The following is a 26,587-nucleotide window of genomic DNA, read 5'->3' as shown; positions in this document are numbered from 1 at the left end:
AAAGCAGGCGCAGCTTGCCCAGTCGCGCAAGGCGCTGTGCGGTGTGGGCCCGCATAAAGGGGTGGCGCCTGCGCTGGCCGGTCTTGCGGCCCAGCGCTCCTACGAGAGCGCGCAGCGCGTATCGAGGAGCGCGTACCACTCTGATTCGCGAAGCTGGTCGAGTTCGCAGTTTGGCCGCAGGCCAAACTGCAGACGAGTCCTTCGCGTGGGCCGCAAGACCGGCCAGCGCAGGTTTGCCCGATCGCGTTCACGCGATCGGGACGCCACCCCGCGGGCCCGCACCGCACAGCGTCTTGCGCGACCGCCCTGCTGCTGACAGCGAAAATGGAGCACCGGCCAAGCAGCAATGCTGCGGGATTCCGGACAGCAGTGGGTCAAGCCCGGGATGACATCCGGGGGACGGCGCCGGTGCAAGCGCACGCTCGGAGCCCAGGGGATGACGTCATCTACGTGCTCGCCACCAGCAATTCCTCCGAATCCCTCGGCGGCCGCAATCCATCGCTTCGCCCGGTGAAGTAGCGCTCCCCCAGCATGACGGCCGACACGTGCCGCACCTGCCGGAAACCGGCAGCGCGCGCCAGCGCCAGCATTTCGTCGGGCATGAAGAAGCTGAGAAAGGGCGTGCCGCTGGCTCGCGCGCCCGCGGCCGCGCGCTCCACGCCGATCCGGATCTCGGGGTCCACCCTCTCGATGGGCAGCATGAACGACATCACCAGCGTCGAGCCCGCGGCAAGCGCGGCCACCTGGCGCAAGGTCGTCTCGATCGCCTCGCGCGTCAGGTACATGCTGACGCCCGTCGAAGCGACCACCGCCGCCTTGCGCGCATCGAACCCCGCTGCGACGAGCCGATCCCACCAGGCATCGCCCGCCTCGAAGTCCACCGGCACCAGCCGCAGGAAGGATGGAACGCCAAGACCCAGCTCCACCAGCCGCTGGCGCTTCCACTGCTGCGCCCCCGGCCGGTCGATCTCGAAGACGCGCAGGCGCGAAGCGAGCTCCGGCTTGCGTTGCGCAAAGGTGTCCAGCCCCGCCCCGAGGATCACGTACTGCCCGACACCGCGAGCTGACTCTTCCGCGACCAGGTCCTCCACGAAGCGGGCGCGCGCCAGGACCGAAGCGCGAAACGGCTTCGTGAAGGCACTCATGTCCGGGCGATCGCGCCATCCCGCCTCGGGCGCCGCGAGCTGCAGGCCCACCTCGTCTTCGAAGACCTGCGGTGGCGCGTCGGCCTGCACGTGCAGTGCGCGCCAGAGCGCGGTGCGCACCGCGGTGTTGTCGGGGCCGATCGGCTGGGTGGGATTCATGATTTTCTTCCAGCTTGCGGAAACGCCTCGTGCTGCTTCATCACGCCCACGAGGCAGCGCCCGAACTCCACCAGCAGCGCATTGCGCGGCGCGCCGGCGCGCGTGATCTCGTAGAACTCCAGCGGGACGCGCGGCCGCGTGATCGGCCGCAGGGTCACCGCATAGCGCTGCGCCGCCGCCGCGACAAAGGACGGCAGCACCGTGCGCCCCGCGCCCGCCTCCACCATGGCCAGCAGCGTGTGCAGGTGATTGAAGACCTGCCGCGGTCTTCGCTTGCGCCGGGCCTGGCGTGGCTGTCCACCAGCTTCTGGATGGGATTCTTCTCCGGCAGCGCCAGCAATTCCGCCGCGACGAGCTCGCTCCAGCGCACCGGCCCTGCGCCGCGTCCCGGCGCGCTCTCCACCAGCAGCAGCTCGGTCTTCAGCAGCGGCGTGCGCCGGATGCCGCTGGCCGCATCCAGGAACACACCGCCGGCATCCAGCTCGCCATCCTGCACGCCCGCATGCACCTGGCCGCGCTCGAGATCGTGCACCTGCACCTGCACGCCGGGTCGCGTCGCGGCAAAGACGCGGCAGGCCTGCGGCAGGATCGACGAGGCAATCACCGGGGTCGCGCCGACCACCAGCCGCCGCCGGCCTTGCGACGAGAGCTGCCCCAGCGAGGAGGCCGCCGCATCGAGTTCGGCGAGCACGCGGGTGGCCACCGGCAGGAAGGCGCGCCCGTGCTCCGTCAAGGCCACGGCGCGCGTGGTGCGCTCGAACAGCCGGCAATCGAGCTGCTGCTCGATGTCGCGCACCATTCCGCTCAAGCCCGGCTGCGTGATGTGCAACTGCTCGGCGGCGCGGGTGAAACTCTGCAGGCGGGCGATGGCCACGAAGGCACGCAGCTGGCGCATCGTCAGGCTCATCGCCGAGGCGGGACGGTTCATTGATAACAATCGGCCATGGATTCATTGTATTTTGCAGTTTTACTGATGGCCGCGGCTCCGTTCCAATAGCGCCGAACGGCCGCTAGGCCGCCGCACCTTCGAACAACAGGAGACCCGCATGACCCTCTCGCCTTTCGCCGGCCGCCGCCAGCTGCTGCTGGCCGCCACTCTCGCCGCCTGCGCGCCGCTGTCCGCGCTGGCACAGGCCGACTATCCGAGCCGGCCGATCACGATCGTGGTGCCCTTCCCCGCAGGCGGCCCGACCGATGCGAGCGCGCGGCTCTATGCCAGCGTGATGGGCGAGATCCTCGGCCAGTCCGTCATCATCGACAACCGCGCCGGCGCCGCTGGCACGGTGGGCAGTGCTGCGGTGGCGCGCGCCACGCCCGACGGCTACACGCTCCTGTGGGGCGGCACCAGCACGCTGGCGGTGGCGCCCGGGCTGTACAAGAACCTGCACTACGACGCGCAGTCCTTCGTGCCGATCGGCATGGCGCTGCGCGGCCCGCTGATGATCGCCGCGCATCCCGGCGCCGGCGTCGCGACGCTGCAGGACCTGGTCAAGGCCAAGGGCAGGAAGCTCAATGTGGGAACCGCCGGCAACGGCTCCATCGGCCACCTCGCGACCGAGCTGCTGGTCGAAACCTCCGGTGCGCAACTGACCCATGTGCCGTACCGCGGCGGCGGCCCCGCGCTGACCGACGTCCTGGGCGGCCAGGTCGAACTGATCTTCGACAACGCCTCGCAGTTGTACCCCTACGTCAAGAGCGGCAAGCTGCGCGCGCTGGCCGTCACGGGCGCGCAGCCGTACGCGCCGGGGCCGGAAGTGCCCACCGTCAAGTCGGTGCTGGGCAAGGACTACGAAGCCTATTCCTGGTTCGGCCTGGTCGCGCCCAAGGGCACGCCGGAACCCGCGGTGCAGAAGCTGATGGCCGCCATGACCAAGGCAGCGCAGTCCCCGCAGATCCGCCGCGAACTGGAGCAGCAGGGCCTGGAGCCCGGCGTGCCGGCCCGTGAGTTCGGCGCCGTCATTGCGGCGGACTACAAGAAGTGGTCGGGCATCATCAACCGCGCCCATGTGACGGTGGAGTGAGCATGAAGCAGAAGATCCTGATCGCCGGTGCCGGCCTCGGCGGCCTGGTGGCGGCACTCGCGCTGCTGCGCGACGGCCACGAGGTGCAGGTGTTCGAGCAGGCCGCCACGCTGGGCGAGGTCGGCGCGGGCCTGCAACTGAGCGCGAATGCCACGCGTGTGCTCTCGCTCATCGGCATCGACGATGCAGTGCGCGCGGTGGCCAGCGTGCCGGCGGGCAAGCAGGTGCGCCTGTGGAACACGGGCCAGACCTGGAAGCTGTTCGACCTGGGCCAGCAGTCGATTGCCGAATACGGCCATCCCTACTACACGCTGTACCGGCCCGACCTGCACGCCGTGCTGGTCGATGCCGTGCGCGCGCTCGCGCCGCAGGCGCTGGTGCTGGGCGCGAAGGTCGCGGGCTTCGAGAGCAGCGAGAGCGGCGTGACCCTGGCGCTGGAAGACGGCCGCAGCTTCAGCGGCGACTTGCTGGTGGGCGCGGACGGCGTGCACTCGCGTGTGCGCCAGGGCCTCTTCGGCCAGGACGCTCCGAGCTTCTCCGGTTGCATGGCCTGGCGTGGCGTGATCCAGGCGACGGACCTGCCGGAACACCTGCGCGCGCCGATCGGCACCAACTGGGTCGGCCCGGGCGGCCACGTGATCCACTACGCGCTGCGGCGCGGCGAGCTGGTGAACTTCGTCGGCGTGGTGGAACGCAGCGACTGGAAGGTCGAATCGTGGACCGCCGCGGGCAGCACCGAAGAATGCGCGCGCGACTTCGCCGGCTGGAACGAAGACGTGCAGACGCTGATCCGCAGCATCCGCCAACCCTACAAGTGGGCGCTGATGGTGCGCGAGCCGATGCAGCAGTGGAGCCGCGGCCGCGTGACGCTGCTGGGCGACGCCGCCCATCCCACCCTGCCCTTCCTGGCCCAGGGCGCCTGCATGGCGATCGAGGACGGCGCGATGCTCGCGCGCTGCCTGCGCGAAACGCCGGATCCGCAACACGCGCTGCGCCGCTTCCAGGACGCGCGCGTGGAGCGCACGACGCGCATCGTGCAAGGCTCGGCGGCCAATACCAAGCGCTTCCACAACCCCGCGCTGGCCTCGGCCGAAGGCGCCGTCGAATACGTCGACCGCGAATGGAACGAGGCGCGCGTGCGCGAGCGCTACCACTGGCTGTTCGACTACCAGGTCGACCAGGTGGAACTGCCTGCGTGAGCGCGCAGCCAAAGATGACGCAACGTCCCGGCCTTACGTTCAGCCATGTCGGCTTCTTCGCGGCCGACATCGACAGGCAGGCGGACTTCTACCGGTCCGTGCTCGATTTCACCGAGACCGACCGTGGGGTGCTGCCAGGCCCCCACGGGCCCCTGCGCCTGATCTTCCTGAGCCGCGATCCGAACGAGCACCACCAGATCGTGCTGGTGTCGGGCCGGCCGGAGCGCGTGGAGTTCAACGTGATCAACCAGATCTCGCTGAAGGCCGACTCGCTGCAGACGCTGATCGATTTCTACCGACGCGTACGCGATGCCGGCGTCGCGGAGCTGATGCCCGTGACGCACGGCAACGCGCTCTCCGTGTACTTCCGCGACCCGGAGGGCAATCGCGTGGAGCTGTACTGGGACCTGCCCTGGTACGTCTCGCAACCGTGTCGCGTGGTCGCGCCCTTCGACCTCCCCGCGCCCGAGCTGCTCGCCTGGGCCGAGCACCACGCCCGGGCGCTCCCCGGCTTCCGCCCGCGCAGCCAGTGGCGCAGCGAGATGGCCGCGCGCATGGGCATCACCGATTTCCAGGAACCCCAAGAATGAAACTCGCCACCCTCAAGAACGGCAGCCGCGACGGCCTGCTGGTGATCGTCGACCGCGCCCTCGCGCGCTGCGTTCCCGCCGCCCAAGCGGCCACGCTGCAGCAACTGCTGGATCGCTGGGACGAACTCGCGCCCGCCGTGCAGGCGCGTTCGGATGCGCTCAATGCGGGCAAGCTGCCCGACGCCAGGCCCTTCGATCCCGCGCAGGCCATGGCGCCGCTGCCGCGCGCCTACCAGTGGTGCGACGGCTCGGCCTATCTCTCGCATGCGGAGCTGGTGCGCAAGGCGCGCAAGGCGGAGATGCCGGAGTTCCTGTACCAGGACCCGATGATGTACCAGGGCGCCTCCGACACCTTCCTGGGCCCGCTGGACGCGATCGAGGTCGAAGACGAAGCCTGGGGCATCGACCTGGAAGCCGAGGTCGCCATCGTTACCTCCGACGTTCCCATGGGCGTCTCGGCACAGGACGCGCGCGCGCACATCCGGCTGCTGATGATCGTCAACGACGTGAGCCTGCGCAATCTCATTCCGCACGAGCTGTCCAAGGGCTTCGGCTTCTTCCACTCCAAGCCCTCGACCGCTTTCGCGCCGGTCGCGGTGACGCCGGACGAACTGGGCGAAGCCTGGGACGGCGCCAAGATCAGCCTGCCGCTGGTGAGCGTGGTGAACGGTCAGGAACTCGGGCATCCCCACGCGGGCGTGGACCTCAATTTCGACTTCCCGACCCTGATCGCGCATGCCGCCAAGAGCCGTCGCCTGGCCGCCGGCACGGTGATCGGCTCCGGCACCGTCTCCAACCGCGATCCGGCCGCGGGTTCATCCTGCCTGGCGGAGAAGCGCATGCTGGAAGTCATCGCCGAGGGCAAGCCCTCGACGCCGTTCCTGCGCTTTGGCGACCGCGTGGAGATCGACATGCGCGATGCGCGCGGACAGTCGGTGTTCGGCCGGATCGACCAGAAGGTCGTGCGCTACGTGCCGACGGGGCGTTGAGATCTCTCAGCGTGGGTTGCCGCACGCAGCCCACCCTTTCGCGAGCGCGGCTGGTGGGATGCCTGCGGCCACCCACCCACAGGATCCCTCGGAGCGGGAGCAAGGCGCCTACTTCTTCAGGCCGATAGCCTGCATCAACTCCGCGAGCTGGGCGTCCTCGTGCGCAATCAGTTCGCCGAACTCCAGGGCGGGCAGGAAGGCCGGGTGCACGCCCAGGCGTTCCGCGGCGCTCGCGAACTCCGCGCTTTCCACGGTCTTGCGGATCGCCCCCTCGAGCGCCGCGACCGCCTGCCTGGGCGTGCCCTTCGGCACCGCGATACCGCGCCAGGCCGCGAGCGAGACATCCACGCCCTGCTCGCGCGCGGTGGGCACGTCCGGCAATGCGGGATCGCGCTGGTCCACCAGGACGGCCAGCACGCGTACCTGGCCCGACTTCACGAGTGGCGCCAGCACCGCCGGCAACTGCACCACCGCGTCGATATGCCCGCCCAGCAGGCTGGGCATCACCTGCGCTGCCGGATACGGCACCTCGATCACCTTGGCGCCGGCCACCTTGAACAGCGCCGCCGAGGCAATGTGCGTGTGGCTCCCGAGCCCCGAGTTGCCGACCGTGAGCATGGCCGGCCGCGCGCGGGCGTCCGCCATGAAATCGGCCAGGTTCTTCCAGCCTGCCTCGGTGCGCACCGCGAGCACGGGGGACTCCATCAGCACGCGGGCGACCGGATCGAAGGCGCGGTAGTCCAGGGGCATCTGGCCGGAGTGGTAGCTCGTGGAGACGGAGTTGGAGTTCCACACCAGCGAATAGCCGTCGGGCTTCTGGTTGGCCACGTGCCGGTAGCCCACCGCCCCGCCGGCACCCGGCCGGTTGACCACGATCACGTTGGTGGCCAGCTGTTTCGCGATGCCATCGGCCAGCAGGCGCGCCGTGATGTCCGCCGACGAGCCGGCCGGGAACAGCACGGTCAGCTCGATCACGCCGCGATGCGGGAACGGCGCGTCCTGCGCCATGCCAGCGAGCGCGCAGCTTGCCAGGGCCGCGCCTAGCCACGAACGGGGCGCCATGGTCAGCCCTCCTTGCCGTCTCCGGTGAGCAGTTCCGCCACCTCCACGCGCCGGCCCTCGCGCGCCGAGCGGATGCCGGCGCGGATCACCGCCAGCGACGCGGTGGCGGCGTCGCCTGCCATCTCGGGCCGGCCCTGGCCGCGCACGGCGGCAGCGAACTCCTCGAGTTCCTCCACCACCGTGTCGTTCTTCGCGCAGGGCACGGGCTCGACGCCTTCGCGGCCGCGGCGCAGCACGCGCAGCCCGCCGTGCAGGTCGTAGTAGGCCGTCGCATCCTTGCCGTAGACATTGAGCAGGTAGTACTCGGACGCCGATGCGTAGCTGGCATTGAGCGTCGACAAGGCGCCGCTTTCGTGTTCCAGCAGCAGGCTGGCGACGTCGGGGTTGTCGCCCGGCAGGACCAGCTGCGCAAACTGCCCGCACACGGCCTGCACGGGCCCGAGCAGGTAGGCCAGGACGTCCGCGTAGTGGATGCCGATCTGCAGCATCACGCCGCCCGGCATGCCCTCGGCCGTGTAGCGCCACGAGGTGAGGTCGATCTTGCCCAGGCGGTCGCGGCTGATGTTGGCCTCGGCGTTGACGACCTTGCCGAAGGCGCCGGAGTCGATCTCCTGGTGGATCCAGCGAAAGTGGCTTTCGCGCCGGCGCTGGTAGCCCAGCGCCAGCACCACGCCTGCGGCACGGCACGCCTGCGTGATCGCGCGCGCGTCGGCCATGGTGTTGGCGATCGGCTTGTCCAGGAAGACGTGCTTGCGGGCCTGCGCGGCGGCGCGTGTGGTCTCCAGGTGCACGTTGTTGGGCGTGGTGTTGACGATCGCCTCGATGCGATCGTCGGCCAGCATCGCCTCGTAGCTGTCGACAGCGCGGCATCCGTACTTCGCGGCAAAGGCAGCGCGCTTGCCCTCGGAGCGGGAATGGCAGGCGACGATGCGCAGCCGATCGGAGCGCAGCATGGCATCGGCCAGCACGTCCGACCACCAGCCCATTCCGAGGCAAGCGACGCGGACCGGTTCGAAGGCCATGGCGGCTCCTGGTCGAGTGACTCGCGGGGATCGATCTACCAGGTGGCGCCGATGGCTTCGACCGCCTCGCGGGCGACGCGATCGTCGAACTCGAAGCTGCCGCCGCTGACGCCGACCCCGCCTATGCATTCACCGGCCATCACGATGGGGCAGCCGCCTTCCAGCGCCGTCCAGCGCTCCGAACCGGCCGCCAGCGCCAGCCCGATCGCATGGATGGCATCGAGGGCTTGCCCCTGCGCGCCCGCGGGCCCGGTGGGACGCCGGTTCGACGCGGCGCAGATCGCCTTGGCCGCTGCCGAATGCACGGTGTGGAAGCGGCCGCCCTCCATGCGCTCGATCAGCACCGGGTGTCCTCCGGCATCGACCACGACGACCGAAATGGCGATGCCCGATGCCTCGGCGCTGGCGGTGGCCGCGGCCACGATTTCGCGCGCGCCGGCCAGGGTCAGCCGCTGGGTGCTTGCGACGTACATGGACCACCTCCTTGACCGCCGCAGGGTGCGACGGTTGCCGAGCCGGCCATTGTGGGACGGGGGCAGCGGCTGCGCAATGGCCGCCGGCACTCGCGATCCGTCAGTTTGACGGAGACGCCTGGCTGGCGCCGGCGTCGGTCCAGGCCGGCACGCGGCCCAGGCGCTCGGCCTCCTCCCAGGCGAAGTTCAGTTCCACCTTGATGCCGTTGACGGGCTCGCGCAGGAACAGCTGGTACAGCTTGGAGCCATGCGCCTTGCGCTCGCTGAAGGCCACGCCTTGCGCGCTGAGCCGCCGGATGAATTCCTCCATGCCATCGCAATTGAGGCAGACATGATCGATGCGGCCGGAACCGGGCGCACCGGCGGCGGCGAAGTCGTCGCCCTCGCGATCCTTCAAGTCGCGACGCGCACGCCATCCGGCGCCGCCTCGCTCGCGGAGCGCGAAGCCGCAATCTGGGCCGTGACCTGCCTCGCCTGCTGGCCGATGGTGTGCAGCACCCCACCCGGCTGGCGAACGTCGTAGCCGACGAAGTAGACGCCTGCGAGCGCGCCGCTTCCGCTCACGGGCGTGGGCAGGCCCTTGTCCTGCACCGGCACGGCCGCCTGCGGGAATAGCCTCTGCACTTCGGCTTGATAGCCGGTCGCGAGGATCACTGCGTCGAACGACTCCTCGCGCCCATCGAGAAATCGCACGCCTTCGAGCGTGAACGCCGCGATCCCGGGACGCACCGCGATCCGGCCGCGGCGCACGAGATCCACTGTGCCGATGTCGATCACCGGCGTGCGTCCCTGCTCGCGCAACTGGCGCAGCGGCGACATCGCCGGCGTCTCGATGCCGTGGGGCCGCAGGTTGCCGATGGTGAGCTTGCGAAAGGCGATCGCGATCGCGTCGGCCCACGCGTGCGGCAGGTGCGACAAGAGCATGGAGGTCACCTGCACCGGCCGCCCGAGCACGTCGCGGCGCACGATGTTCACCGGCGAGCGCACCGAGATCGTTGCCCGCCCACCGTTGCGCGCGAGATCCAGCGCGATCTCGGCGCCCGTGTTGCCCATGCCGACCACCAGCACGCGCTGCCCCGCGAAGGGCTGCGCATCGCGATAGGCCTCGCTGTGCAGCACGCGGCCGCGGTAGCCCTCCTCGCCCGGAAACGCCGGCCGGTTGGCACGCCCGTTGGCGCCGGTGGCCACCACCACGCTGCGCGTCAGGAAGGCGCGTCCGCTGCGGCAGCGGGTCAGCCAGCGCCCGTGCTCGCGCGTGATGCACTCCGCTTCCTCGCCGAACCAGGGACGCAGCTGGAACTTGTCCGCATAGCGCGCCAGGTAGTCGACCACCTGTTGGCGCTCGACGTAGCGCGGATGATCCGCGGGGAAGGGAAGATGCGGCAAGGCGGAATGCTGGCGCACGGTATGCAGCCGCAGGCGGCTGTAGTGCTTGCGCCAGCTGCTGCCCACAGTGTCGTTGCGCTCGATGATCTCCGCGCGCAAGCCTGCTTGCGCCAGGCACGCAGCGACGGCAAGACCCGCCGGGCCGGCACCAACGACGAGAACTTCAGCTTCCAGCGGCCTGGTTTCGGTTTCACACATGGGCACCTCACGAGCGCGCAGCATACGCATTGCGCAGGCACGCATCATGCGGGAACACCCGGTGCGAGCCCCTGGCCCGGCGCGATCGGTGCGCCGGCGCTATCGGCCCTCCGTTCTGGGGACGATGCAGCACCGGTGCCGAGGCCAGAATCGCTCCCGCTGATGGGAGAACACCATGTCAAAGGTTGCCTTGGTCACCGTGCATGGGATGGGGGAAACGCATGTCGGCTACGCGTCCGACCTGTTCGACCGGCTGGCGCGACGCCTTGGCGCCAGGTGGATCGATGTTTCGACCCATTCCGTCTACTACCAGGACATCCTGCAGGGCAACGAGGCCGAGGTGTGGCGACGCGTCGATGACCAGGCAAAGGTTCGCTACGACAATCTTCGCAAGTTCCTGCTGTTCGGATTCGCGGACGCAGCGGGGCTGGAGAACGGCAAGGAGCAGCCCGACTCCGTCTACGTCGACGCGCAGGTGAAAATCGCTTCCATGCTGTACGACGCACGCAGGCAACTCGGAGGCAGCGGGCCGGTGGTGGTGATCAGTCAATCACTCGGCTGCCAGGTCTTTTCCAGCTACCTCTACGATGCGCAAAAGGCCGCCAGCGGCCATTTCGCCAGCGTCGGAATCTGGCGGGATATCGATGAATACGCTGCGCGTATCAAGCAAAGCGATCAGCAGTTGAGTGCCGACGAGAAGGCATTCCTGCAGGGAGGAACCGTCCAGGCGTGGATCACCACGGGCTGCAACATCCCGATGTTCGTCGCCGCACACAAGCAGATGAGCATCAAGCCGATCGATCCTCCGACTCCGAACTTCAAGTGGCTCAATCTGTACGACCCGGACGATATCCTCGGGTGGCCGCTGCGGCCCTTGGGGAACGGCTATGAGACCCTCGTGGAAGACCGGGCCATGGACGCCGGCGAAGGCGCGGTGGAATGGATCCTCAAGAGCTGGAACCCGATGTCTCACACCGCGTACTGGTCGGACAAGGACGTGCTGAACCCGCTTGCGCAGATGCTGATGCAATTTCTTGCTTGACCGGCGCACTGGTCTCGGTGTCCGGCTGGCAACGAAACTCCGCTGGCTCAGAGCGCGGGCCTTTGCTTCGAATCCTGCAGCGCGTGCTCGCGGGTGAGCTTCAGCCGTGGATTCAAGCGCTTGTTGTGCCGTGGCAGGGGATCTGTCGTGCAACCCCGATTCTTGTGGCAGCGCCTGCAGCCACGCAACACACAACTGCAGGTTCCTGAACGCCGCAAGCGTGGCTAGAATGCCTTTACAGCGATGCGTTGTGCGTCGCTGTCTCCATCGGAGAGACCCCATGTTGCAACCCGTTCATTTCGGCGGGCCAGACGCAAGGCGCCTCCAGCCTTTCGTTTCCCCTCTGCGCAAACGCGCAGGCCTTGGCGCGGACTCGCGCCTGTCTACCAGCGTCTCGCGCTGGCTGCTTCCCCCGAGCGTTCCTGATCGATGACGGCGCGGTCCCGCACTGCCGCCTGATTCTCCTGCGCGGGTGCCCGTCACCGGCGCAGCCCTTCGTTTCGCACGCACGCCGCGCAAATCGCGGTGAGTCACGCGAATGCGTGGCCGTGTGCGCGCAGATCACGCTCGAGGCACACCATGAACACGAAGTCCGCCCTGGGTCATCACTTCAGCGACGAATCGAGGAAGCAGTTGAAACTGGTGCTGTATGCAGTGGCCAGCGCATTGCTGCCGTATGCGGCGGCAACGCTGCTGATACTTTTCGGGCAGTCGCAATAGCAAGGCCGCCGCCCTCAGCCCGACCCTCTCCGGCAAGCGGGACAGGGAGTTTCCGGATTCTGCATTGCTCCCTCTCCCGGTCGCGGGAGAGGGCTGGGGTGAGGGTCAGCCTCGCGCGCGCCGCGCTTCCTGCAGCGCCTCCCACACGCGCATCGGCGTTGTCGGCATGTCCAGGTGACGCACGCCTTCGGGCCGCAGCGCGTTGCACACGGCGTTCATCGTCGCGCTCAGCGCGCCCACCGTCCCGGCTTCGCCGACGCCCTTCACTCCGAGCGGGTTCAGGGCCGTCGGTGTTTCCAGGTTGGCGCTGACGATGGTGGGAAGATCGTCGGCGCGCGGCATCGCATAGTCCATGAAGGATCCGGTCAGCAGCTGGCCATAGGCGTCGAAGCACACCTGCTCGATCAGCGCCTGCCCCATGCCCTGGGCGACGCCACCCTGGATCTGCCCCTCGACGAGGGCCGGATTGAGCACGCGGCCGACGTCCTCCACGCTCACGTACTGCAGCGGCGTGACCTGCCCGGTCGCGGGGTCGATCTCCACCTCGCACAGGTGGCAGCCGTTCGGGAAAGTGGGCCGCTCGGGCTTGAACATGCCGGCGCCCTGCAGTGCCTCGCCGGCACGCGCCAGTTCGGCCAGCGTGACGGCATGGTCGGTGCCACGCACCCGGAACGCTCCGCGGGCGAACTCGATATCCGCCGCATGCGCTTCCAGCACGCGCGCGGCCGCACTGCGCCCGTTGTCGATCAGCTCCTGGGTCGCCAGACGCAGCGCGGAGCCGCCCTGGATCAAGGCCGACGATCCGCCGTTGCCGCGCCCGGTGGCCAGCAGGTCGGTGTCGCCCTGCTGGTAACGCACGTGCTCGATGGGAATGCCGAGTGTCTGCGCGACCAGTTGCGACAAGCCGGTCTCGTGGCCCTGCCCCACCGACATCGAGCCCACGCGCAAGGTCACGGTGCCGTCCGCATGCGCGGTGAGCTGTGCGTTGTCCGATGCGAGGCCGCCTGCCATCTCGATCGGCATCGCCATGCCGATCCCGCGCAGCATGCCGCGCCGCTGCGACTCGGCGCGCCGCTCGGCGAAGCTCGCGTAGCGGGCCAGCGCGAGCGCCTGGTCCAGGTTGCGCTCGAACTCGCCGCAGTCGTACTCGAAGCGAAAGCTGGTGCGGTACGGCATCGCACTCGCGGGGATCAGGTTGCGGCGCCGTAGTTCGGCCGGATCGATGCCGGTCTCCGCGGCGGCGACGTCGATGATCCGCTCGATCGCATAGGTCGCCTCGGGACGACCCGCGCCGCGGTAAGGCGCGGTAGGCTGGGTGTGCGTGAACACGCCCAGCACGTCGGCGGCCGTTGCCGGAATCGCGTAGACCCCCGAGATGCCGCCGATGTTGTTGACGGGCGCGGTCGAACGCCACGACATGTACCCGCCGACATTCACCTCGTAGCGGATCGCCAGGGCCGTGAAGCGACCTTCCGCGTCCAGGCCCAGTTCGCCGTGAATCACGAGGTCGCGGGCATGTTCGTCCGACAGGAAGGATTCGCCGCGCGACGCCGCCCAGCGCACCGGCTGCCGCAGGCGCCGGGCCGCCCAGAACACCAGCAGTTCCTCGCGCAGGGCGCCTGCCTTCATGCCGAAGGAGCCGCCGACGTCACGCACGACGACGCGCAGGTCCGCCGGCGCGAGGCCGAACAGCTTGGCCAGTTCGTCGCGAAACTGGTGCGGGCTCTGGTGCGACAGGTGCACGACCGGCCGGCCATCCTCTCCGCTGTACGCGAGAGCCACGCGCGGCTCCATCGTCATGGCGGCGACGCGGCTCACGCGTGACGTGAGCCGCACCACGCGCGCGGAAGCGGCAAGGGCCGCAGCGACACCGTCAGCGTCGCCGTGGCGCCAGTGGTAAGCCAGGTTGCCTGGGCGATCGTCCCAGACGAGGGGCGCCGCGGCTTCGCGGGCCAAGGCCGTCTCCGTCACGCATGCCTGCTCGTCGTACTCCACCACCACCTGCTCCGCGGCGTCCTGGGCGGCAGCGAAGGTCCGCGCCAGCACCATCGCCACGGGCTCGCCGACGAAACGCACGCGCTCGCGTGCCAGCAGGGGCCGTGGCGTTTCCAGCGCGAAGCTGCCATCGCCTTGCGGAAAGCGGAACGGCACCGGACTGTCGATGAAGCCCTCGGCGGCCAGGTCGGCGCCCGTCAATACGGCGACGACACCATCGCGCGAGAGCGCCGCGCCCGGCTCGATCGAGCGAATGGAAGCAGACGGATACGGAGAGCGCACGAAGACGGCATGCAGTGCATCGGGGCGGGCGATGTCGTCGGTGTATTCGCCGCGGCCGGTCGTGAAGCGGTCGTCCTCGCGCCGGGCCACGGGCGCATCGTGTCGGGAATCTTCCATCGGGGGGCTGTTCTCCTTGCTGGCCGCCATCGTATGCGGGAATGGCGGCGGCGAGGGGTTCCTGCAATCCGAAGCATCTGCGGGACCGCTATTCGTCCAGATGGATGTTCCGCGCCTTGGCCAGCTTGCTCCAGCGGCTCACTTCGGCGGCAATGTAGCGACTGAATTCCTCGGGCGGCATCGACCACGGCTCGACCGCCTCGCTGGTGAGCTTCTCCGCCAGCTCCGGCGACTTCAGCACGGCGGCCTGCGTCTCGTACAGGCGGTGGACCACGTCCGCCGGCAGTCCCGCCGGACCCAGGGTTCCATACCACTGCACGGCGTCGAAGCCCTGGAAGCCGATCTCCTGCATGGTCGCGACCTCCGGCACCAGGGCACTGCGCCGCTTGCCCGTGACCGCGAGCGCGCGCAGCTTGCCGGAGCGGATGTGCGGCAAGGCCGAAGCCAGGCTCGGGAACATGGCCTGCGTCCGTCCCGCCAGCAGGTCGGTGATCGCCGGTGCCACCCCGCGATACGGGATGTGCAGCAGATAGGCGCCGGTGTCCTGCTTGAACAGCTCCATGGTCAGGTGCGTGAGGGAGCCGTTGCCGGCCGACGCGTAATTGAGCCTGCCAGGATTGCGCTTGACGTAATCCACGAATTCCGCAACGGTGCGTGCCGGCACGCTGCCGTGGATGACCAGCACGTTGGGCGAGGCGCCGATCATTCCGACGGCGGTGAAGTCCTTGACGGCGTCGTAATTCACGTGGCGGGTGGCCGGCGTGGTGCCGTGGGTGGCGACGAAGCCTTGCATCAGCGTGTAGCCGTCCGGCGCCGCGCGCATCGTCGCCTGGCACGCCACCACACCGCCGCCGCCGCTCTGGTTGTCGACCAGGAAAGGCTGCCCGAGCAGAACGCCCCAACGCTGTGTCACCACGCGCGCAATCATGTCGTTGCCGCCGCCCGCCGGAACGGGAACGATGTACCGGATCGCGCGCACGGGATACGCCTGGGCCCGCGCAAGTTGCGGCAGTGCGATGGCAGCTGCCGGCACGCGCAGGAAATCTCTGCGTCGCATCTCACCTCCTGAATGGCCCGCATCTTGGAAGCCGCGGCGCGGCGCGTCAATGCGCACGAACGCGCAGCGTCCACTGCACAATGGAGCCGATGCCTTCATTGCGCGTCCTGTTCACCGGCAGCGCCCGCGAGCTGCGGCTGCGCTCGCGGCGCGATCTCCTGATCAACCTCGTGCTCGGCGGCCTCTACACCTCGGTCGCACGGCAGCACACGGCGCAGTACCTGGCAAGCCGCACCGCCATCGACGGCACGCCGCTGGCGCATGTGCCTGCGCCCAAGTCGCGGTGGCCGGCGATCCTGCTGGCTGTTGCCTTCATTGCCGCGCGGGTGGCGAACGAGCTCGGGCATGGCCCACCCCTGCCCTTGCTGGTGATCTGCGGTGTCCTGCTCGTGCCCTACCTGTGGGGCACCGTGACCACCAGGACCATCGGCGCGATCCGCTGGCGCGAGCTGCCGCTGTCCTTCACGGCGCGCTGGAGCGAGATCTACGCCGCCAGCTGGCCCCTGCTGGTGCTGGGTCTCGCGTGGGCGGCTCTCGAGCCGACGGTCGCCGCGATCGTGGCGACCGGCAGCGCCGATTTCCACGTTGCCGCGGGCGCGCTGGCGGCGGCTGTCCTTGCCTTCCCCTTGCTTGCCGCTTTCGCATTCAACTTGCGCCGACTGCGCTTGACCCGTACGTGCGTCGGCGAATGGGCGGTGACCTGGCAAGCGCGGTTTTCCAGCTACCTGCGGCTCTGGTGCGTCGCGGCGGCGGCCGTACTGGCGACGGCCATCGCTCCCGTGCTCCTGTTGCGGCATGCCTGGTTCGGATCCTTCACCCTGCAGGACCCGAGCGCGACGGCCCTGACGGTCTACGCCGCGAGCCTCGTGCTGATCGTGTTGCTCTCCACGCCCTCACGCGCGTGGTACGAAGCCCGCGTGTTCGTGCTCACCTGGAACGGGGTGCAAGTTGGCGATCGGCTGCGCGTCGAATGCGCATTGGACGCACGTGCCTTCGCGCGCATGCGAAGCGTCGATGCGTTGCGCACGCTTTGCACGGTCGGCTTCCATCGCTCGCAGGCGGTGGTGAACACGTACCAGGCAAAGCTCGCCGCGTTGCGGGTGGAGGCGCACCAAGGAGGATGCAACGCGTCTCGCCGGTAGTTGACAGCCCGCGACACCCCGCCTATGCTAAACCACATGGTTAACAATAAAGCCGTTGACCTCGACCTCGTGTTCGCTGCGCTCTCCGACGCCACGCGGCGCAGCGTGATCGAGCAACTCGGGTCGGGCGCGGCAACGGTCAGCGAACTCGCGCAGCCGCACGGCATGTCTCTGCCCGGCTTCATGAAGCACCTCGCGGTGCTCCAGGCCGCCGGATTGATCGCGCGCGCCAAGGAAGGGCGCGTGGTTCGCTGCGAGCTCGACGCCTTGCCCATGCGCGCCGCCGCGGAGTGGATGGCCCGCTACGAACGATTCTGGAACGAGCAGTTCGATGCACTCGGGATGTATCTCCAACAGCAAGAGAAAGAGACACCATGGAAACCAATGAGCAGCAATCGCCGGCCCAGGTCCGCATCGACCGTGACTACCCCTGCGCGGTCGAACAAGTCTGGGCCGCGTGGACCGACCCGCAAGCGCTGAGCCGCTGGTTCGGCATGGGCAAGCCGGGCGCGGTCACGCAGGCCGAGGTCGACCTGCGCGTCGGCGGGCGGTACCGGATCGTCACCAGGCTGCCGGACGGCGGCGCCAACGACGTCTCAGGCGCCTACCAGGAAGTGGCGATGCACAGGCGCCTCGTCTTCACCTGGGCGTGGGCCAGCACGCCTGAACGCGTCTCGCGCGTGAGCATCGACTTCCTTGCCCGCGACTCCGGCACGGCGCTGCGCTTCGTGCACGACCGCTTCTTCGACGACCAGGCACGCAGCAACCACGAGCGCGGTTGGTCCTCGCTCTTCGGCTACCTCGACGGCTTTCTGCAACACGGCACACAGGAGGTCTGACATGGTCCACGAAGGAAGCTGCCACTGCGGGCAGATCAGGTTCGAAGTCGACGGCGACATCGCTTCGGCCACGGCATGCAACTGCTCCATCTGCGAGCGCAAGGGCGCCCTGATGTGGTTCGTGCCGCGCAGCGCGCTGCGACTGCTCACGCCGGAGAGCGATGCGAGCACCTACCTGTTCAACAAGCACCTGATCAGGCACCGCTTCTGCCCGACCTGCGGCATCCATCCTTACGGCGAAGCGAAGGCCCCGTCAGGCGAACTCATGGCGGCGGTCAACCTGCGCTGCATCGAGGGAATAGCCCTGCAGGCGATTCCCGTCACCCATTTCGACGGGCGGTCGCTCTGACGGTCGCGAATCGGTCTTCGATGCACTGGACTTCGACCTGGGCGCGGAGTTCGGCCTCGAGGAACAGAGCTTCGGGGTCGCTGGCCGGCCGCACCTCATGGACCATGCGCACCGGCCCGCTTTCGACCCGGTACGCCCATCGGCCCTGGTCAGGCAACACCGCAATGCTGATGAGGTGCCCGCAGTATTCCACTTGTTTGACCACTGGTGCTCGCCCGATGACTTCAATGCAGCCATCGTATGTCGGTCGAGCTGGTATCGTAAGGAGTCGATTGGCGGTTGATCCTGCGCGGTGCCTGTGATAAGTGCCGGTGGCGACTGCTGACGAGGCGGACTCCCGCGCATGAACGCTCCTTCTGCCCGAGCCGACCTTGCCATGATGCAGGCAGACCCCAGCTAAGGGATCCGCCCCCCTGACCCAGTGCCCTGGTCGCGGCATTCGCCAGGCCGAAAACAAATCGATGTCCGAGACCTCCGCGCCCGACAAGCAACCCGCACCCCTCGAATCCGAACTGCCCCTGGCACACCCGAACTGGGTGGTGTACGAGCAAGTGGCCTTTCTGGCCCGACTCGTCGCCCGGTCCGCCGAAGTACCTCCCAAGCTGCGTTCTTCCCTGCGCAGCCTCTGGCGCACGCCGCCCACGCCCGAGCTGGAAGCCCTGGTCGACGCAACCGTCGCGGATGCCGACTTTTGCCCGGAGTTCGTCTGCAACGGGGGCGACGCCCAGGCGGCGGAGTGCCTGAGCCTGCTCCATGCAGTGGCGCGTCTGGCCGAGCATGCGCGACCCAGGGAGCTGCTGGCCGAGCTCAAGCTCGCGGGCGAACACCTGGCCGCTGCGCTGGCGTCGGGCGAGGCCTGCCAACCCAGGCTGTGGCGGCCCGAGGACCGCGCTGCGCGCCTGGCGCAGTTGCAGGGCGACACGCCGGCCCTGAGCAAGGAAGAGCGCAAGCAACTGCGCCTGGAACAGGATCGCGAGGCGCAGCGTCTCAGGGACGAACGGGCGCAGCGGATGCGCGAGACGGAAGACGCCCGGCTGGCGCAGGTCGGCGCCGAGTTGCAGGCGTGGCTGCGGGCACGCGACGTGAGCGCCGAGCGCTTCGACATCGACACCTTCGACCAGCTGCAGTCCGGGCCACTGGCGCGCGACTTCAAGGACGTGCACGGCGTGCATCCCACCGCCGCGGCACTGCGCAAGCTGTTCGACCTGGCTGCGCCGGTGCACGAACAGCTTGCCAGCCACCAGGCGGAGCTGGAGCGCCACGCCCGGGAAAAGAAGCTGGCGCTGCACCAGTGGGAGCAGACCCTCGTTGGCTACGAGGAAGCCCTGGCCCTGCTGCCTATCCTGAAAGCCGAACTGGACGAGTGGACGGCCCTGCAGCGGGTGCCGGTGGCCTCGCACAGGCCCCTGCGCAAGGCAGGGCAGGAGAGCCTGCAGGTGCTGTTCGACCCGGCGGTGCTGAAGGCCATCTCCGAGGAACAGATTGCCGAGTGGCGCGCATCCGACCTGGAGACACTGCCGCCTGAGGACCGCTCGGGGCGGGCGCGCAGCGTCGCCAGGATCCAGGCGCGCCGGCGGCTGGCTGCCGCGATCGACGCAACGAAGGCCGCGCACCGGTGCGAAGTGCGCGAGCAGGACGACGGCTTCCTCGTGTTCACCAAGACCGCGACGGTGCCGGTCGCGGTCGCCGAGTCGCCCGATGACATCCATACGTGGCCAGCGGTCGTCTTGCTGCAGGCCAGCTTGCCGGTTCCGAAGAACCCTGGCGAGGTGGGCAATCTGTCGGCGCGCGTGGGTGCGTTGTTCGCCCCGGAAAAGCTCGCCGGCATGGGTCAGGCGATTTCCAACGCGGTGACGGACCTGGTGGCCGAGTACGCCAACGCACTCTCCGCGCCGCAACGCAAGCAACTGCTCGCGGGGCTGCGATCGGCCCTCGAAGGCGGCTTGCCCCAGCAGGACCTGGGGCACGACCTGAAGAACACGCTGGTGGCCTCCGTGAGCCAGCTGCTGCGGCGCATCGAAGAAGAGCGCGCCCAGGAGCTGGTGCGCCTGAAGGACTACCCCCAGGCATTCCCCCTCGCGCGCGCCCTCCAGCGGCGGATCCACTTCCGCCTCGGGCCGACCAACTCGGGCAAGACGCACGATGCGCTCGAGGCGCTGAAACGCGCGGCTTCCGGGGTGTACCTGGCACCCCTGCGCCTGCTGGCCATGGAAATTCGCGACCGCCTGGTCGCCCAGGGCATCCCCTGCAACCTGCTCACGGGCGAAGAACACGACCTGATGGAAGGGGCGCGCCATACCGCCTGCACCGTGGAGATGATGAATCCGGAGCGGGAGGTGGAGGTCGCCGTCATCGATGAAATCCAGATGCTGCAGGACCCCGGCCGCGGTTGGGCCTGGACGTCGGCCCTGGTCGGCGCGCCGGCGCGGGACGTCTACGTGTGCGGCGCGGACACCGTGCACAAGCGCTGCGTCGAAGTGCTGGATGCCATCGGCGAGAGCCACGAGACGGTGTTCCTGGCGCGCAAGACGCCGCTGGTGATGGAGGACGCTCCGGTGGGGAGTCGCCGCGGCCGCAAGCAGGCGGAAGCGAGCCTGCAGCCAGGCGATGCGGTGATCGCCTTCTCGCGCAAGGACGTCCTGACTCTGAGTGCGCGGTATCGCTCCCAGGGCCTTTCCGTGGCCACGATCTACGGCGCGTTGGCGCCCGAGGTGCGGCGTACCGAATCCGAGCGCTTCGCCAGCGGCGAGGCGGACATCGTCGTGGCGACCGATGCCATCGGCATGGGACTGAACCTGCCGGTACGACGCGTCATCTTCTCCACGGTGCACAAGTTCGACGGGGTGGAGACGCGCCCGCTGAATGCCTCGGAGGTGCAGCAGATTGCCGGGCGCGCCGGCCGCTTCAAGATCCACGACGAGGGCCGCGTCACGACGCTGGACCGCGAGGACCTGCCCCACGTGCGCCGCATGCTCGCGGAGCCCCAGCCCCGGATGCGCTCGGCGCTGACCATCGCGCCGAGCCCGTGGCACGTGGAGTCCTTGTCGCAGTTGCTGGGGACGCAACAGATTGCGCCCATCCTGTCCTACTTCGCCACCCGCATCGCCGCAACGAGCTCGCTGTTCGAGACGGCGGCTCTGGAGGACCAGGTCGGCCTGGCGCGGGTCGTCGACCGCATGGCTGGCAAGCTGTCGCTGGCCGACAAGTTCACCTTCAGCTGCGCGCCCATTGCGCACGACAAGGACAACGAGCTCGCCTACTTCGAGTCCTGTCTCCTCGCGTTCGTGAAAGGACGCACGCTGCTGCTCCCGCGGCTGGCGGACTGGCTGCACGATCGGGAACCCGGCTTGCTGGAAGAAGCAGAGTTCCTGAGCAAGGATGTGAGCCTGTACGCCTGGCTCTCGTACAAGTTTCCGCAGGTCTACTGCGACGGCGAGGCCGTGCCGGAGCTGCGCGCCCACCTGGGCCGCTATATCGAACGCGAGCTGCTGCGCCAGAACGGCTTCGGGATGACGTCCAGGGAAGCGTTCCAGAGCCGGCGGCGCTGGTGACGCTCCATTTGCGCGCATGGGGTAGCGCGCGCAAGTCGCAGCTCACTGCTTCTGCTGCTCCTGCACCCACTCGTCAACGACGCGCTCCAGGAGATCCAGCGGTAGTTGCCCGTTGTCGATGACCACCGTGTGGAAGCGCCGGACATCGAACCGGGGACCCAGGGTTGCCCTGGCCTGCTCGCGCAGTTCGATGAACTTCAGCTGCCCGATCATGTAGGCCAGCGCCTGGCCGGGTTGGGAGATGTAGCGGTCCACCTCCCACTCCACGCGGTTGCGTTCCATGCCGGTGGCGGCCAGCATGTAGTCGATCGCCTGCTGGCGCGTCCAGCCTTTCGCGTGGATGCCCGTATCCACCACCAGCCGCGCCGCGCGCCACGCCTGGTTGGTGTGAAAGCCGAAGCGGCTGTACGGGTCCTGGTACAGGCCCAGCTCCGGCCCGAGGGTCTCGGCGTACAGCCCCCATCCTTCCGAGTAGGCGGTGAAGCCCTGCGCCCGGCGAAACATGGGCAGCTCGCCGAGTTCGGCGGCCCGCGCGATCTGCAGGTGGTGGCCCGGCACGGCCTCGTGCAGCGCGATGGCCTCCATGATCCACGTGGGGCGAACCGCATACGCAAGCGCGTTGGCGTTGAACCAGCCCGCCCGCGTGCCGTCCAGCGACGGCCCGTTGTACGACTCCACGGCCCCGATCCCCATGAACTCGGGGATCGCACGCACGCCCACCGGCGCGCGCGGCAGCTGCGCGAACAGGCGCGGCAACTGAGGCTCGGTGCGCTTGATGATGTCGCGGTAGCCTGCGAGCACTTCTTCGCCGCTGCGCTTGAAGAAGCGCGCGTCGCTGTTCAGGTAGTGCTCGAAGGCCGGCAGGTCGCCGGTGAAGCCGACTTCGCGCCGCACCGCATCCATGCCTTGCTGCGCCTTCGCCACCTGCTCCAGGCCGATCGCATGGATCGCTTCCGGCGTCAGGCTGGTCGTGGTCTGGTTGCGCACCAGCGTCGCGTACACCTGCGCACCCGAGGGATAGCGGGCAAGGCCGCCCTCCTGGGGCGCACGCGCCAGGTACTCGCCGGCGACGAAGTCGCGCAGCCGCTGAAGGGCCGGCAGCACGCGGCTGTCCACGGACGTCGCGGCCTCGCTGCGCAGCGCCGCCCGGGTGGCCTCTGGAATGCCGGAGCCCAGGCGGTCGAACGGCTCGTAATAAAAGCTTCGCGCGCCGCGCCTGGCCAGCTGCGCGTCGAGTTGACCCAGTGCGACCTCCAGCACGTGCCGGGGCGGCACCCATCCCTGCGCCATGCCGGCGCGCAGTTTCGCGATCTCCTGGTCGACGCGCGCGGGATACGCCGCCATGCGCGCAAGCACCTGCCTGGCCTGCGCTTCGGTTGCCACGGGCGATGCTTGCAGCAGGCCCTGGAAGGCCGACTGGAACGGCCACGGCGAGGCATCCACCGTCATGGTCTCGTAGCCCGCGTAGGGCTCCATGGCCAGGGACATCTCGAGCCGGCGCGCCAGCACGTCGACCGAGAGGCGGTCCTGCGCCGCCAGCTCCTGGCGCGGGATGGCCGCCAGCCGCGCCTTGATCTCGCGCGCGAAGGCGAACCAGCGCACGCGCGCCTCGGGCGAGCCGTCGTTCAGGCGGTCGCCGAAGCGTTGGTCACCGCGGTACGTCGCCCACTCGGGAAACATGCTCGCGGTGCGCTCCCAGTAATCGTCGAACACGGCTTTGGCCTGGGCCGACGCGGGGACGGCAGCGGCGGCGAGCGGAGCAGGCTGGGCGCGCACAGGCGCGGGTGCGACAGCGCTGGCGCAGAGCAAGGCCGCAGCCAGGCCGAGCGCCATCCCCACGCGGGGTGAGGGTGACTTGGGCCGGAACAAGATCTCGATGCCGTCGGGCTGCACCTTGATCTCGTCCGGCTCGAAACCCATCGTCTCCGGGAGCCCGAGTTCGCCCGCCGTGAACTGGTGCAGCACCACTTCGCCGAAGCCGTCCGACAGCGACGGCATCAGCGCGAGCAGGCCCTGGCGCGTTTGCGCTGGCAAGCCGGGCCAGCGCAAGTCCAGCACTTGCGGATGCCGCGCACGCAGCGTGCGGTCCCCGGGCTCATAGCGAAGCGCAAAACCGAGGTCGGTTTCGCCGCGGCCGGCCTGCGGCAGCTGCACGCCGCTCAGGTCAGTGACCAGGGTCGCTCCTAGGAGATTGCGCGCCGGCAGCAGCAGCAAGCTGGGGGCGCTGACTTGCAGTTCGAACAAGCCCGCGACCCCCAGGCGCAGCGGGAAGCGCCTGGCCATTGCTTCGTAAAGCTGGGCAGCCGACACCTTGTAGCGGGGACGCGGAATCTCGTCCTGCGCCAGGGACCGGTGCAGCGGCCAGCCAGCGATGGCGGCAAGGATCAGGCGGCGGAGCATGGTTGCGTCGATTGTGCGCGTGGGGCCCGCCAGAAGCGAACCGGCCGAGGAAGCCCGACAATCGCTTGGTGAAAACCCCAGCCCGACTCCAGACCCTCATGGCCGAAGGCCTCATCGACACTGTCGTGCGCCAGCTCAAGAGCGGCAAGGAAGCCGACGTGTACGTCGTGCGCTGCGCCGGCGAGACCTGCGCGGCCAAGATCTACAAGGAAGCGAACAAGCGCAGCTTTCGCCAGGCGGTGGATTACACCGAGAACCGCAAGGTCCGCAACAGCCGCCAGGCCCGCGCCATGGCCAAGCGCACCACCTACGGTCGGCAACAGCAGGAGGCCGCTTGGCAAAGCGCCGAAGTCGACGCCTTGTACCGCCTGGCCGCCGCTGGAGTGCGCGTGCCGCGGCCCAGCAACTTTCATGACGGCGTGCTGCTGATGGAACTGGTCGCTGACGAGCATGGTGACGCGGCACCGCGACTGAACGACCTGAACTTCAGCGAGGCGCAGGCGCGGCAGCACCATGCGACGCTGATCGGCGAGGTCGTGCGCATGCTTTGCGCCGGCGTGATTCATGGCGACCTGTCGGAATTCAACGTGCTGCTGGCAGCCGATGGGCCCGTGATCATCGATCTGCCGCAAGCCGTGGATGCCGCGGGCAACAACCACGCTTCGCGCATGCTGCTGCGCGATGTCGACAACTTGCGGGTCTTCTTCGGCCGGTATGCGCCAGCCCTGCTCAAGACGCAGTACGGTCCCGAGATCTGGTCGCTGTACGCCAGCGGCGTGCTGGCACCGGACATGCCCTTGACCGGCCGCTATGAGCCGACCCCCGGCGCCGTTGACCTGACCGCCGTGCTGCGCGAGATCGAGGATTCGCGGCTGGAAGAAGCCGCACGCCTGCAACGCATGGGCTGAGCGAGCTGCAGGTCAGTCGGCAGGCAGCTGCGGGGCCTTGGCATGACGCCGGTTGTTGCACGTGCCGTGGCTGATCGCCAGGTTCTCGATGTGGCTGCTGCCCCCTTCCGACAAGGGCTTGATGTGTTCCAGCGTGGCGTCCTCCGCCGCCACCGGTTGGCCGCAGACCCAACACGGCACGGCGCCATGCAATTGGCGGGCGACGGTGCGGTAGATCTTGAGGCGAATCAGGGAGAGGCGGCTCATGCTACGGCCGCTCCCACTCGTCCAGGTGCGCAATAAGATCGTCGAGCGCGATCACCTCGCGACGGTGGTCCTCGCGCCGGAACACCACCGCTGACCAGCCGCTCATGCCGACCGGCCGCAGGCAGTGGCCCTTGATGCGCAGCGGCTGGCCGGACACCGCGCGGATCACCACGCGCTCGTAGCGCGAGCGAGCCAGCTGCGCTGTCGGCGACAGCCCATCCCAGGCGCAGAGCTTGCCGACGTCTTCGTATTCCTGCGGTCTATCCTCCAGCTCGAGCAGCGACGCACTGCGCCCGCGCATCACGGAGCGGATCAGCCGCAAGCTAAAGGGGTCGGAGATGCCGCGGATGGCGCGCCAGAAGTGCCGCACGTTGTGTCTTGCAATGGCGCGCAGGCTGAGCTCGCCGTGCCTTTCCGTCTGCCACATCTCGCGGTCGATGTCGCAGGTGAACGGGTTCTCCGGATAGCAGTTGAAGCGCGCCAGCCAGCCCTTGCGAGACGTGTGGGGCATGGGCTGGAAGCCGCTGATGACGGGAATCCCGTGCCTGGCCAGCTCGCTGAGTTCATAACTCGGCCACGTCATCACCTCGCGCACGACGGCCACGATCAAGGTCGCCGTGGCGATCATCAGCGACGGGCTGGGTGTGAAATCGGAAGTGATCTCGATGCGGTCCTTGCGGGGACGCACGCCCACCCCCGTGGACTGCCGGTTGGTCGCCAGCAACATCACCGGTGCCGGCAGGATGTACGTGAGCAGCAGTGCCAGTTGCTCGATGGTCCGCCCGTTCGCCGGCTCGCCCGCCGGCAGCGCGAAGGAAACGTTGTAGTGCGCGCTGAAGCCCACGAGCCGGGTCGTTCGACCGTTGCGCGCGTCCCAGGCATCGAGCTCGCCGCGAATGAATGCCAGCGCTTCCCACAGCGAGCGCCCCGCACGCGCCGCACAGCCTGGCTCGATCTCGACCACCGGCGTCGCCACCTCGATCACACCCGTATCGAAGTAGACGGCGCCCCCGGTCGGCAGGTGATACGAAGTGCCCTGGCGATGCATCAGCTCGCCACGGATGAAATCGCGCGGGCTGCCAAACAATGCCTCGGGCCGCGTCGGCGCGTCGTCGAGCATCAGGCCCCACTCTGCCTCGATGCCCATCGCCGCAAGACGCAGGCGCTCGGGCGCGGATGCCTGCTCCAGTTTCTTGGCGTCCGCCATTCAACTTGCTTCCATGGAGTTGCTGCCGTCCTGCCCGTTCACCGGGTCGAACACCGTGTAGCCGAGGTCGAGATGCAGGTGATCGTCCGCCTCGCCGTCTTCGGGACCGAAGGGGCGCACCCACACGCCGGGCATCACCCGCCGTGCGATGCCCGCGTACTTCTCGATCTCCTCACGGCTGTCGAGGTAGGTGTCGCCAATGCGGAAGATGTTGACGGCGGTGCCCCAGCAGTGGCGCGAGGCGTGTCGGCTCAGTGCGTGCGCCGGCGAGCGGTACCCGCCGTTTGCGGACACGTGCACAGGGGCACCCACCTCGAGGCGAAACAGCTCCAGGGCGACGGCCAGCAGCACGACCGCGCATGGAACATAGCGCGGAAACGATCGCACCAGCGCCGCTTCCCGCACGTCGACGCCAATCAGTTCCCAGAGCGCGAAATGCGGGGTCAGCAGCGTTTCGCGCGCGCGGCTCCAGCAATCCACCCGCAGGA

At 68.7% G+C, this 26,587-nt stretch carries 26 protein-coding genes; 12 read left to right on the top strand and 14 right to left on the bottom strand.

Annotation, left to right across the window (positions count from 1 at the left end):
* Positions 1-446: 446 nt before the first annotated feature.
* Genes JWP60_RS02240 through JWP60_RS02235 form a run of 3 tightly spaced genes read right to left on the bottom strand, consistent with a single transcriptional unit; the run spans position 447 to position 2,232 of the window.
* Positions 447-1,304 carry a class I SAM-dependent methyltransferase gene (locus JWP60_RS02240; RefSeq protein ID WP_299785965.1) on the bottom strand — a complete coding sequence of 286 codons (858 nt, stop codon included), beginning with the start codon at positions 1,302-1,304 and terminating at the stop codon, positions 447-449.
* Positions 1,301-1,537, bottom strand: a complete 237-nt coding sequence (locus JWP60_RS26730; protein ID WP_363320817.1) for a hypothetical protein — start codon at positions 1,535-1,537, stop codon at positions 1,301-1,303. The genes JWP60_RS02240 and JWP60_RS26730 overlap by 4 nt, the downstream gene beginning before the upstream one ends.
* The gene (locus JWP60_RS02235) at positions 1,459-2,232 is read right to left on the bottom strand and encodes a LysR family transcriptional regulator (protein WP_363320815.1); all 774 of its coding nucleotides are present in this window, start codon (positions 2,230-2,232) and stop codon (positions 1,459-1,461) included. The genes JWP60_RS26730 and JWP60_RS02235 overlap by 79 nt, the downstream gene beginning before the upstream one ends.
* A gap of 118 nt (positions 2,233-2,350) precedes the next feature.
* Here JWP60_RS02235 and JWP60_RS02230 point away from each other — a divergent pair, with 118 nt between their 5' ends.
* The 4 genes from JWP60_RS02230 to JWP60_RS02215 are packed head-to-tail and all read left to right on the top strand — an operon-like array spanning position 2,351 to position 6,103.
* Positions 2,351-3,325, top strand: coding sequence for a tripartite tricarboxylate transporter substrate binding protein (locus JWP60_RS02230; RefSeq protein WP_299785963.1), 975 nt, complete (start codon positions 2,351-2,353; stop codon positions 3,323-3,325).
* Positions 3,326-3,327: 2 nt separating this feature from the next.
* Positions 3,328-4,524, top strand: coding sequence for an FAD-dependent monooxygenase (locus JWP60_RS02225; protein ID WP_299785961.1), 1,197 nt, complete (start codon positions 3,328-3,330; stop codon positions 4,522-4,524).
* A gap of 14 nt (positions 4,525-4,538) precedes the next feature.
* Positions 4,539-5,114: a VOC family protein gene (locus JWP60_RS02220; protein ID WP_299785967.1), complete on the top strand. Its 576-nt coding sequence runs from the start codon at positions 4,539-4,541 to the stop codon at positions 5,112-5,114.
* Positions 5,111-6,103, top strand: coding sequence for a fumarylacetoacetate hydrolase family protein (locus JWP60_RS02215; RefSeq protein WP_299785959.1), 993 nt, complete (start codon positions 5,111-5,113; stop codon positions 6,101-6,103). The genes JWP60_RS02220 and JWP60_RS02215 overlap by 4 nt, the downstream gene beginning before the upstream one ends.
* A 108-nt stretch (positions 6,104-6,211) precedes the next feature.
* Here the strand turns inward: JWP60_RS02215 and JWP60_RS02210 are convergent, their stop codons facing one another.
* From JWP60_RS02210 to JWP60_RS02190, 5 genes are all read right to left on the bottom strand, one after another.
* Positions 6,212-7,165, bottom strand: coding sequence for a tripartite tricarboxylate transporter substrate binding protein (locus JWP60_RS02210; protein WP_299785957.1), 954 nt, complete (start codon positions 7,163-7,165; stop codon positions 6,212-6,214).
* Between the two features lie 2 nt (positions 7,166-7,167).
* A complete protein-coding gene (locus JWP60_RS02205; RefSeq protein ID WP_299785955.1) occupies positions 7,168-8,187 on the bottom strand; it encodes a Gfo/Idh/MocA family oxidoreductase in 1,020 nt (339 codons plus the stop codon).
* A gap of 35 nt (positions 8,188-8,222) precedes the next feature.
* Entirely contained in the window at positions 8,223-8,660 is a 438-nt protein-coding gene (locus JWP60_RS02200; RefSeq protein ID WP_299785953.1) for a heme-binding protein, read from the bottom strand.
* A gap of 100 nt (positions 8,661-8,760) precedes the next feature.
* Positions 8,761-9,057, bottom strand: a complete 297-nt coding sequence (locus JWP60_RS02195) for a hypothetical protein (RefSeq protein ID WP_299785951.1) — start codon at positions 9,055-9,057, stop codon at positions 8,761-8,763.
* The gene (locus JWP60_RS02190; RefSeq protein ID WP_299785949.1) at positions 9,054-10,244 is read right to left on the bottom strand and encodes an NAD(P)/FAD-dependent oxidoreductase; all 1,191 of its coding nucleotides are present in this window, start codon (positions 10,242-10,244) and stop codon (positions 9,054-9,056) included. Before JWP60_RS02190 ends, JWP60_RS02195 begins: the two co-directional genes overlap by 4 nt.
* Positions 10,245-10,419: 175 nt before the next feature.
* Here JWP60_RS02190 and JWP60_RS02185 point away from each other — a divergent pair, with 175 nt between their 5' ends.
* Both JWP60_RS02185 and JWP60_RS02180 read left to right on the top strand, forming a co-directional pair.
* Complete coding sequence (locus tag JWP60_RS02185) at positions 10,420-11,286, top strand: hypothetical protein (RefSeq protein ID WP_299785947.1); 867 nt, start codon at positions 10,420-10,422, stop codon at positions 11,284-11,286.
* 579 nt (positions 11,287-11,865) lie between these two features.
* On the top strand, positions 11,866-12,006 hold the full coding sequence (locus JWP60_RS02180) for a hypothetical protein (protein WP_299785945.1): 141 nt from the start codon (positions 11,866-11,868) through the stop codon (positions 12,004-12,006).
* A gap of 105 nt (positions 12,007-12,111) precedes the next feature.
* Here JWP60_RS02180 and JWP60_RS02175 read toward each other — a convergent pair whose 3' ends face one another.
* Positions 12,112-14,400, bottom strand: a complete 2,289-nt coding sequence (locus JWP60_RS02175; protein WP_299785943.1) for a xanthine dehydrogenase family protein molybdopterin-binding subunit — start codon at positions 14,398-14,400, stop codon at positions 12,112-12,114.
* An 88-nt stretch (positions 14,401-14,488) separates the two neighbouring features.
* Positions 14,489-15,457: a tripartite tricarboxylate transporter substrate binding protein gene (locus JWP60_RS02170; protein ID WP_299785941.1), complete on the bottom strand. Its 969-nt coding sequence runs from the start codon at positions 15,455-15,457 to the stop codon at positions 14,489-14,491.
* 89 nt (positions 15,458-15,546) lie between these two features.
* On the opposite strand from JWP60_RS02170, the gene JWP60_RS02165 reads away from it, so the two are divergent.
* The 5 genes from JWP60_RS02165 (at position 15,547) to JWP60_RS02145 (ending at position 21,338) form a co-directional block, all read left to right on the top strand.
* Entirely contained in the window at positions 15,547-16,599 is a 1,053-nt protein-coding gene (locus JWP60_RS02165) for a DUF898 family protein (protein ID WP_299785939.1), read from the top strand.
* A gap of 24 nt (positions 16,600-16,623) precedes the next feature.
* On the top strand, positions 16,624-17,079 hold the full coding sequence (locus JWP60_RS02160; RefSeq protein WP_299785937.1) for a metalloregulator ArsR/SmtB family transcription factor: 456 nt from the start codon (positions 16,624-16,626) through the stop codon (positions 17,077-17,079).
* Positions 16,974-17,438: an SRPBCC domain-containing protein gene (locus JWP60_RS02155; RefSeq protein ID WP_299785935.1), complete on the top strand. Its 465-nt coding sequence runs from the start codon at positions 16,974-16,976 to the stop codon at positions 17,436-17,438. Before JWP60_RS02160 ends, JWP60_RS02155 begins: the two co-directional genes overlap by 106 nt.
* A 1-nt stretch (position 17,439) precedes the next feature.
* Complete coding sequence (locus JWP60_RS02150) at positions 17,440-17,787, top strand: GFA family protein (RefSeq protein ID WP_299785933.1); 348 nt, start codon at positions 17,440-17,442, stop codon at positions 17,785-17,787.
* 461 nt (positions 17,788-18,248) lie between these two features.
* Entirely contained in the window at positions 18,249-21,338 is a 3,090-nt protein-coding gene (locus tag JWP60_RS02145; RefSeq protein ID WP_299785931.1) for a helicase-related protein, read from the top strand.
* A gap of 42 nt (positions 21,339-21,380) precedes the next feature.
* Here JWP60_RS02145 and JWP60_RS02140 read toward each other — a convergent pair whose 3' ends face one another.
* Complete coding sequence (locus tag JWP60_RS02140; protein WP_299785929.1) at positions 21,381-23,738, bottom strand: DUF885 domain-containing protein; 2,358 nt, start codon at positions 23,736-23,738, stop codon at positions 21,381-21,383.
* Between the two features lie 68 nt (positions 23,739-23,806).
* Here JWP60_RS02140 and JWP60_RS02135 point away from each other — a divergent pair, with 68 nt between their 5' ends.
* Positions 23,807-24,646 (top strand): PA4780 family RIO1-like protein kinase, encoded by an 840-nt coding sequence (locus tag JWP60_RS02135; RefSeq protein ID WP_299785927.1) that lies wholly within the window; start codon positions 23,807-23,809, stop codon positions 24,644-24,646.
* 12 nt (positions 24,647-24,658) lie between these two features.
* Here the strand turns inward: JWP60_RS02135 and JWP60_RS02130 are convergent, their stop codons facing one another.
* From JWP60_RS02130 to JWP60_RS02120, 3 genes are all read right to left on the bottom strand, one after another.
* Positions 24,659-24,892: an HNH endonuclease signature motif containing protein gene (locus JWP60_RS02130; RefSeq protein WP_299785925.1), complete on the bottom strand. Its 234-nt coding sequence runs from the start codon at positions 24,890-24,892 to the stop codon at positions 24,659-24,661.
* A gap of 1 nt (position 24,893) precedes the next feature.
* Positions 24,894-26,099, bottom strand: a complete 1,206-nt coding sequence (locus JWP60_RS02125; RefSeq protein WP_299785923.1) for a hypothetical protein — start codon at positions 26,097-26,099, stop codon at positions 24,894-24,896.
* Positions 26,100-26,587: hypothetical protein (locus JWP60_RS02120; protein WP_299785921.1), on the bottom strand; the 488-nt coding region annotated here is incomplete at its 5' end.

The sequence above is a fragment of the Ramlibacter sp. genome (assembly GCF_028291745.1).
Taxonomy (GTDB): Bacteria; Pseudomonadota; Gammaproteobacteria; order Burkholderiales; family Burkholderiaceae_C; genus Ramlibacter.
The sequence above is the reverse complement of the archived record's forward strand: the minus strand, read 5'-3'. Positions and strand labels throughout refer to the sequence as shown.